The sequence below is a fragment of the Streptomyces ipomoeae 91-03 genome (assembly GCF_000317595.1).
In the GTDB taxonomy this organism is placed as follows: Bacteria; Actinomycetota; Actinomycetes; order Streptomycetales; family Streptomycetaceae; genus Streptomyces; species Streptomyces ipomoeae.
In genome coordinates this window covers 1-7254 of the sequence record NZ_AEJC01000077.1, presented here as the reverse complement: position 1 = coordinate 7254, position 7254 = coordinate 1, and the positions used below count along the sequence as shown (strand labels likewise).

Annotated in this window: 4 protein-coding genes and 2 pseudogenes; 2 read left to right on the top strand and 4 right to left on the bottom strand. The window is 71.5% G+C overall.

Going from position 1 to position 7254, the window contains the following annotated elements:
- The first annotated feature begins 337 nt into the window (after window positions 1-337).
- A complete protein-coding gene (locus tag STRIP9103_RS04785) occupies window positions 338-4255 on the top strand; it encodes an nSTAND1 domain-containing NTPase (protein WP_009299259.1) in 3918 nt (1305 codons plus the stop codon).
- On the opposite strand, the gene STRIP9103_RS04780 is transcribed toward STRIP9103_RS04785, so the two are convergent.
- Together STRIP9103_RS04780 and STRIP9103_RS04775 are read right to left on the bottom strand one after the other, a co-directional pair.
- Window positions 4238-4534 carry a DUF397 domain-containing protein gene (locus tag STRIP9103_RS04780; protein WP_048819702.1) on the bottom strand — a complete coding sequence of 99 codons (297 nt, stop codon included), beginning with the start codon at window positions 4532-4534 and terminating at the stop codon, window positions 4238-4240. The two genes, STRIP9103_RS04785 and STRIP9103_RS04780, sit on opposite strands and share 18 nt — an antisense overlap.
- Window positions 4482-5342, bottom strand: coding sequence for a helix-turn-helix domain-containing protein (locus tag STRIP9103_RS04775; RefSeq protein ID WP_009299260.1), 861 nt, complete (start codon window positions 5340-5342; stop codon window positions 4482-4484). Before STRIP9103_RS04775 ends, STRIP9103_RS04780 begins: the two co-directional genes overlap by 53 nt.
- A gap of 145 nt (window positions 5343-5487) precedes the next feature.
- Here STRIP9103_RS04775 and STRIP9103_RS48775 point away from each other — a divergent pair.
- Window positions 5488-5775: pseudogene (locus STRIP9103_RS48775) on the top strand (ATP-binding protein); the annotation flags it as partial.
- On the opposite strand, the gene STRIP9103_RS53395 reads toward STRIP9103_RS48775, so the two are convergent.
- Together STRIP9103_RS53395 and STRIP9103_RS04765 are read right to left on the bottom strand one after the other, a co-directional pair.
- On the bottom strand, window positions 5706-6395 hold the full coding sequence (locus STRIP9103_RS53395) for a Fic family protein (protein ID WP_009299257.1): 690 nt from the start codon (window positions 6393-6395) through the stop codon (window positions 5706-5708). The pseudogene STRIP9103_RS48775 and the gene STRIP9103_RS53395 sit on opposite strands and share 70 nt — an antisense overlap.
- A 164-nt stretch (window positions 6396-6559) precedes the next feature.
- Window positions 6560-7254 (bottom strand): annotated as a pseudogene (locus tag STRIP9103_RS04765) (Fic family protein); the annotation flags it as partial.

Below are 7254 nucleotides of genomic sequence, written 5' to 3'. Positions count from 1 at the left end.
CCTCCCCGTGAGCGGTCCCCCGTGCACCGCTCCGTCCCCCGTGAGCGGTGTCCCCCGACCCGCTCTTCCTTCGTGAGCGGCATCCCCCGAGCCGCCCGTATCCCCCGTGAGTGTTCCCCGTGCCCGCGTGCGCGGTCCCCCCGGGTACCACTCGATCCCCGCTCGTGAGCGGTCCCCCGTACCGCTCACACCATTGATTTCACCGTCCCGCGCATTGTTTGGCAGGGGTGTGACGGCGGCCAAACAATGGCCGGAGGCAATCTCTCCGCTTCACCGGCCACCGCGTAGGTTTGGCCGTTCGGAGTGGTGCGGGGGGTGATGGGGAAGGAACGGGTCCGTGGCGGGGCGTAGAGAGGTACCGGTCGATCCTGGGGCCGGACCGGTGCAGCGGTTCGCGTTCGAGTTGCGCAAGTTGCGGACGGAGGCGGGTGGCCTCACCTATCGGGCGATGGCCGCGCGGGCGGGTTACTCGATCACCACGCTGTCGCAGGCGGCGGGCGGCGAGCAGCTGCCCACGCTGCCGGTCACGCTCGCGTTCGTCACGGCCTGCGGCGGCGACCCCGATGAGTGGGAGGCCCGGTGGCGGCAGGCGGTGGAGGAGGCCACCGCCCACGACGAGGAGGACGGCGGCGAGGGCGCGGAGCCGCCGTACCGGGGGCTGGCCCGGTTCGAGACCGGCGACAGCGGGCTGTTCTTCGGCCGGGAACGCCTCACCGGCGACCTGGTCGGCCTGATGCGCCGGCGTCGGTTCGCGGCGGTGTTCGGGCCTTCCGGGATCGGCAAGTCCTCGTTGCTGCGCGCCGGTCTGGTTCCCGCCCTGCGGCAGGCCCAGGACGAGGGCCCGAAGCTCTCCGGGATTCGGATCCTCACGCCGGGCGATCAGCTGGCCCGGACGTACGACCTCGTCCTGGGGGCGAGCGCCACCGACGCCACCGGTGACAGCGGCGGCGGTGCCGCGGACACCGGCAAGCGGGCACCCACGGCCGCGCTCGCCGGCGGCTCCGGCGGCGCGGGCAGGCGTCGCCGCGGCGATCGCGACGACGCCCACGTCCGGGAGGGCGACACGCTCGTGATCGTCGACCAGTTCGAGGAGGTCTTCACCCTCTGCCATGACACGGCCGAACGCGCCCGTTTCATCGACCTGTTGCTGACGGCCCGGAACCCGGAGAGCCGACTGCGGGTGCTGCTGGCGGTGCGGGCGGACTTCTACGGCCGCTGCGCCGAGCACCGGGAGCTGGCCGAGGCGCTGGGCGACGCCAATCTGCTGGCCGGGCCGATGAGTTCGGCGGAGCTGCGCGAGGTGATCGTCAAGCCGGCGGCTGCCGCCGGGCTGACCGTGGAGCGGGCGCTGACGACACGGCTCGTGGACGAGATCGACGACGAGCCCGGTGGGCTGCCGTTGCTGTCGCACGTCCTGCTGGAGACATGGCGGCGGCGCCGGGGCAAGACGCTGACGCTGGCCGGGTACGAGGCGGCAGGCGGGCTGGACGGGGCGATCGCGAAGACCGCCGAGGACGTCTACGGCCGGTTCACGGCAGCCGAGGCGGCCACGGCCCGCCGGGTGCTGCTGCGGCTGATCTCACCGGGCGACGGCACCCCCGACACCCGGCGCCCCGCCACCCGCGCCGAGTTGGAGACCACCGGCAGGGGCGGGCAGGAGGTCGCCCAGGTCCTGGAGGCCCTGACCCGCGCACGGCTGCTCACCCTCGACGACCCCACCGTCGAGATCGCCCACGAAGCCCTCATCACCGCCTGGCCCCGGCTGCGCGGCTGGATCGAGGAGGACCGGGACCGGCTGCGCGCCCACCGACAGCTGACGGAGGCGGCCCGCGCGTGGGAGGAACTGGGCCGTGACGCGGGGGCGTTGTACCGGGGGAGTCGGCTGGTCACGGCCGAGGAGCACTTCGGCGGTCCCGGGCACACCGATGACCTGACCGATCTGGAGGCCGCCTTCCTCAGCGCGGGCATCGCCGCTAGGGAGCACGAAGAGCGCGCCTCGGCCCGTACGACCCGCCGCCTGCGCGTCCTCGTCACCTCCCTGGCCTGCCTCCTCGCCCTGGCCCTGACCGCCACCGCCGTCGCCTACTGGCAACGCCAGACCGCCCTGGACGCCCAGCGCGAAGGCCTGTCCCGGCAGTTGGCGGCCCAGTCCACGGCCCTGCTGGAGAGCGACACGGACCTGGCCTCCCTGCTGGCCGTCAAGGCGTACCGCACGAGCCCGACCCGCGAGGCCACGCGGAGCCTGTACGCCGCCGGGGCCGTCCCCCTCGAACGCCGTCTGACCGGACACACCGGAACCGTGGGCGCCCTGGCCTACAGCCCCGACGGGAAGACGCTCGCCACCGGCGGTTTCGACGGCACGGTACGGCTGTGGGACACGGGGACGGGCCGTACCCGGAAGGTACTCGAGAACGAATCCGGGAAAGCCGACGAAAAGCCCGACGGCGACACCGGACCCAACTTCGTACGCACCCTGGCCTTCGGTCCGGACGGCAAGACCCTCGCCGCCAGCGGCAACGACGACGCACGCCTGTGGGACCTCGCCACCGGACGCGTCCGGGGTACGGTCGCCCTCCGCGAACCGGACGACGACAACATGGCGGCGGTGGGCTTCACCCATGACGGTCGCGCACTGGCCGTAGCGGAGGGCGGGCAGGTGCTGGACGTGACCACCGGCCGTGCCGTGACGACTCTCAAGGGCCCCACCGGCCTGGAGATGGCCGTGGCGTTCAGCCCCGACGGACGCACCCTCGCCACCAGCACCCGCGACCACACCGCACAACTGTGGGACCTGGACACCGGCAGAGAGCTGTCCACCCTCAGGAGCAGCACCGGCGTGGTGAGTTCGCTGGCGTTCGACGCGGACGGCAAGACCCTGGCCACCGGCACCGAGGACGGCACCGTCCACCTCTGGAACGTGGCCGACGGCAAGCAGCGGACCACCCTCACCAGCGCCAGCAGCCGCGTCGAGTCCATGGCGTTCGACCCGGACGGCAAGACCCTCGCCGCCGGCAGCTACGACGGCACCGTACGCCTGTGGGACCTCGCCACCGGACGCGCCGACACCACCCTCACCGGCCACACCAGCCCCGTGATGTCGGTCGCGTTCAGCCCCGACGGGACCGAACTCGCGGCGGGCAACGAGGACAGTGACTTCGGCGGCGGCGGAGACAAGGTCAGCGTCCGGCTGTGGAACGTGGCCACCGACCGCCCCCGCGCCACACTCACCGTTCCCGGCGGCAACCTGGCGTCGGTCGGGTTCAGCCCCGACGGCGACACCATCGTCACCGGCAGCGTCAAGATGGGCAGGATGGGCCGGGACAACGGCTCGGTACGGCTGTGGGACACGGCCACCCGGCGCACGAGAGCCACACTCGTCGAACAGTTGGGCTTCATGGGGCCGGTGCTCTACAGCCCCGACGGCAAGACCCTCGCCTTCACCCACGATGCCGAGGTGCAACTGTGGGACGTCGCCACCCGCCGACCGCGCACGGCTCTCACCGACCAGTTCGTCAACGGGATGGTGTTCAGCCCCGACGGCAGGACACTGGTGACCAGCGGCGCGGGCCTCGCCCTGTGGGACACCACGACCGGCCGCGCCCGGGTCGACCTCCGCAAGGCAGAGGTGGGTTCGGCGCTGGCCTTCAGCCCCTCCGGCGACCTCTTCGCCACCACGGAAGGCGGAAACGGCGACATCCAGCTCCGCGACCCCGACACCGGACGCGTCCGCACCACGCTCACCGACCCCGCCGGGCGCGCCACGCCCAAGGCCGGCGCGCCCGACTTCGGCATGATGTTCGACCAGGTGTCGTCCATGGCGTTCAGCAGCGACGGCCGCACCCTCGCCTCTGCCAGCGACGACGGCACGGTACGGCTCTGGGACACCGCATCCGGCCACCTCGACGCCACCCTGACCGTCAACCTCTCCGCGGGCCCGGTGCAGCTCGCGTTCAGCCCGGACGGCCGCACCCTCGCGACGACGGCCTCCGGCGGGACGGTACGGCTGTACGACACGGCCACCCGGTACGCGCGGGCGACCTTCACCCCCGGGGGAGGCGTGACGACGCTCGCCTTCAGCCCGGACGGCCGCACGCTCGCCACCGGCGACCACGACGGCCGCCTACGCCTGTGGAACGCGGACCTGCCCGCGCCGGGTGAGGCGATCAGCGACATCTGCCGAGCGGTCCACCGCGACCTCAGCCGCGAGGAACGGTCGCAGTACCTGCCGGGTGGGGAATCAGGCGACGTGTGCTGAGGCTGCCGCCGCCCAGCCGACGAAGGCGGTGAACGCGGCGGGGCCGAGGGTGAGGTGGGGGCCCGCCGGGTTCTTGGAGTCGCGGATGAGGAGGGTGGGGGTGGTGGGGCAGGGGGGTTCGGCGACTTCTACGCACTCGCCGCCCTGGTCACTGGTGTAGCTGGACTTGCGCCAGGCGAGGGGGTCGAGGGGTGCGCACTCGACGCAGCTGCCGCCTTGGTCGCCGCTATAGCTTGACTTGCGCCACCGGGCCCTGGCCGCGATCGCGTTGCTCTCCATAGCGGTCCTCCATCACGCGTCGGATCAGCTCTGCCGAGTCCCTGAGGGAGAGGGCGGCGGCTTGAAGATGATCGTAACGGAGCGAGCAGTCGCTGACGGTGTCCGGGTTGGCGGTCGGATGCCCGCTGCCGTAGCCCTCCGTGTAGACGATGGACGGGTCCTTGGGGAAGCGGAAGAGGTCGAATGAGCCTTGCAGGCCAGCATGCCCTCCGACCGAGAACGGCAGTACCTGGATGTTGATCCGGGGTTTTCCCTCGAAGGCCAACAAATGTGCCAGTTGGCCTCGCATGGTCTCCGGGCCGCCGGTTTCCTGATGAAGTGCCGCCTCGCTGATGACTGCCCAGAAGGCCGGAGGCTTCTCCTTCTCGAAGATGCGCTGGCGTGCCAGCCGCACGGCCGTGCGGTCGTCGAGGTCGGTCTGGTCCATCGATCCGAGAACTGCCCGCGCGTACGCCTCGGTCTGCAGAAGGCCGTGCACCAAGTGAGTGTGAAAGGTGCAGATCTCAGTGGCGCGTGACTCCATCTCTGCCACCTGCTGGAACCAAGCCGGAACCTGACTGCGCATCACCAGCGGAACCAGCCGGGACAACAGCCCACCGGTGTTGAGCGCCGCATCCGCCCGCTCGCTGAACTCCATCGTCGGCGTCCTGCGTGCCGTTTCGATCTGACCGACCAGCGAGGCCGTGTAGTTGATGATGTCGCCGAGCTGCTTCTGTGTCAGCCCGGCCGCTTCCCGGAGACGGCGCAACTCGGCGCCGTAGTAGTGGAGCGGTGACGCGCCAGGGTCGAGGGCATGGGTCTGGGTCACACGGATCCCCTCTCGCGTAACTCGACCAACACGGTGCCGTGTTGTGTCCGATCTGTCGCTGACAGTAGTCGGGACCGGTCACCCTTGTGATGTGAACGCATACTTTCCCCCCTTCCTCCTGGGCGCTCCACCCGCCCAGCACCGGATGTGCTTCACCGTTGGTGAGCACTCCGCGTACCACGTGCGCCGCATCGTCCGGACGTACCTGAACGACTGGGAGATGGCCGAGCTGGTCGACGCCGTCGAGTTGGGCGTGACCGAACTGCTCGCCAACGTCGTACGGCATGTACCCGGTCGGCGCTGCACGTTGCTGCTGCTGAAGCAGACGGCCGGGGTTCGTGTGGAGGTCGGGGACGGGTCGACTCAACTGCCGGTCGTACGGGACCGATCGGAGCCGGAGGCTGAACGCGGACGCGGGCTGGTGCTGTTGGACGCGGTCGTCGACAAGTGGGGTGTGGGGCCCCGGGTGCAAGGAGGCAAGACGGTGTGGTTCGAGTGCCGGTGCGGCGGCAGTGAGGCGGTGGACTCGTGAGAGGTGGCGCGACGGGCCGTGGCGGTGATGAGTACGGCGACGAGGTCCGCGAACGACAGGGCGCCTTCGGGATCGTCGGCGCGGCGGGGGACCCGGCGTATGGGGGTGACCTCGTCGAGGGCGACGGACGCGCGGGCGAGGACGAAGGTCAACGCCAGGAACGCGGAACGGGCGTTGCCGTCGTCGAACGGATGGAAGAAGCAGACGTCGAGGTAGGCGCGGGCGGCGCGGGCCGCGAGCGGAAGGGCCGGGTCCGCGCTCTGGGCGAGGCAGGAGTCAAGGTGGTCGGGAAGGTCCGGGCCGGTGCCGTAGCGTTCGCGGCCCTGTTTGGCGTAGGCCGGAAACGTGCGGAACGGCGGGGTGCCGGGGGTGCCCAGGACGTGTCGCTGCCAGGAGGCGAGTCGCGCGAAGGTCAGCGGCGGGCTCGACGCCGCGTCGGCGCGGGCCCGGTCGAGGGCGGCGCGGAGGCGGGCGGCGCGCAACGGGGACCGGTGGTGGTCGTGGGCGTGGATGTCCTGCACCGCCCCGTCTTTTACCGGGGCGACGGGTACGACTGGGAGGCCTTCGTGAAGGCCGGCGGCAGGGAGCCGCACTGCACGTGTCCGGTGCCAGGGGACCGTGTCGCGGACGGCCAGCCATATCCGTAGGTGATCCGGCGGAGAGGTGGGGCCGGAGGACGGCGCGCTCAGGAGTCGGCCTCCAGCGCGGTCGCGAGGCGTTCGGCGATGTCGTTGAGGACGACCAGCTTCGGGCCGGACCAGCTCTCGAACCGGCCGTCGATCGCCCGCTCGACCTGTGCCTGTGCGGTGTCCTCGGCCACGCCCCAGCGGGTCAGGAACCACACGAGGACCTGCTCGCAGTGGCCGTACCAGGCGCTTCCCGCGCCGGTGCGGTCCACGACGTGGGTGACCAGCCGGGCGGTGGCGCGCTCCCAGGCGTCCTGACGGTCCTCGGCGGACATGGTGCTCAGCGGATAGTGGTCGAACCGGTCGGCCATGTCCTCCAGCCACGCCCGCCACTCGCACAGCGCCTCGGCGACCCGGGCCAGGGTCTCCTCCGGGTCGGCGCTGATCGAGACGCTGGGGCGGGACCAGGCGCCGACCGGTCCGCCGTCGAAGTCGTTCTCGTCGTGCGCCCACCGCCAGCCGACGGTCCAGCGCCCCCACCGCTCGATCATGGCCAGGGTCATGTCGTCGGCCCAGGGCAGGCCCACGTTCCACGCCCAGTCGTGGATCTCGCGGCGCGTGCCCTCGGGGCGGATCGGGGTGCGGCTCGCGGGGGCGAGCGCCCGTATGTCCGCAAGGGCCTCCGCGCTGTCGAACGGATGACGGTCGGGGTCGACCTCGTCCCAGGTCAGAGTGCGGGGCTGGAAAACAGGAT